Source organism: Pseudomonas sp. SIMBA_068 (genome assembly GCF_046534705.1).
Lineage (GTDB): Bacteria > Pseudomonadota > Gammaproteobacteria > Pseudomonadales > Pseudomonadaceae > Aquipseudomonas > Aquipseudomonas putida.
The window spans coordinates 1-267 of the sequence record NZ_JAWRYI010000629.1 but is presented as its reverse complement, the minus strand read 5'-3'; the positions used below and the strand labels follow the sequence as shown (position 1 = coordinate 267).

Genomic DNA, 267 nt, shown 5'->3' with positions numbered 1-267 from the left:
GCGGGCGGAATCCATCTCAACCACATAGCTTAAGGCCATAAAGTTGGTAGCGTGACAGTGCATGATTACCCGGTCTGCACCATTACTGACCGCTTTACGCACCGCGTGAGACTGAAAGTGTGACGCCAGCTCAGAGGTGGGCAAACCGCCATTCGACAGGCCCCAGTGAATTTTATAAGAGAGCCCTTTGTCATCGACCTGCAGCAGTGCCAGACAATCCGCCGGATCAAGCTGGACATTACGCATGAATTTTCCTGACCCGGTCAC

1 protein-coding gene is annotated in these 267 nt (G+C 53.6%); it reads right to left on the bottom strand.

The genetic code is table 11. The features are described from left to right. Positions 1-267, bottom strand: a 267-nt coding sequence (locus SB756_RS30730) for a class II aldolase/adducin family protein (RefSeq protein ID WP_410913324.1), incomplete at its 3' end; no start/stop codon positions are given.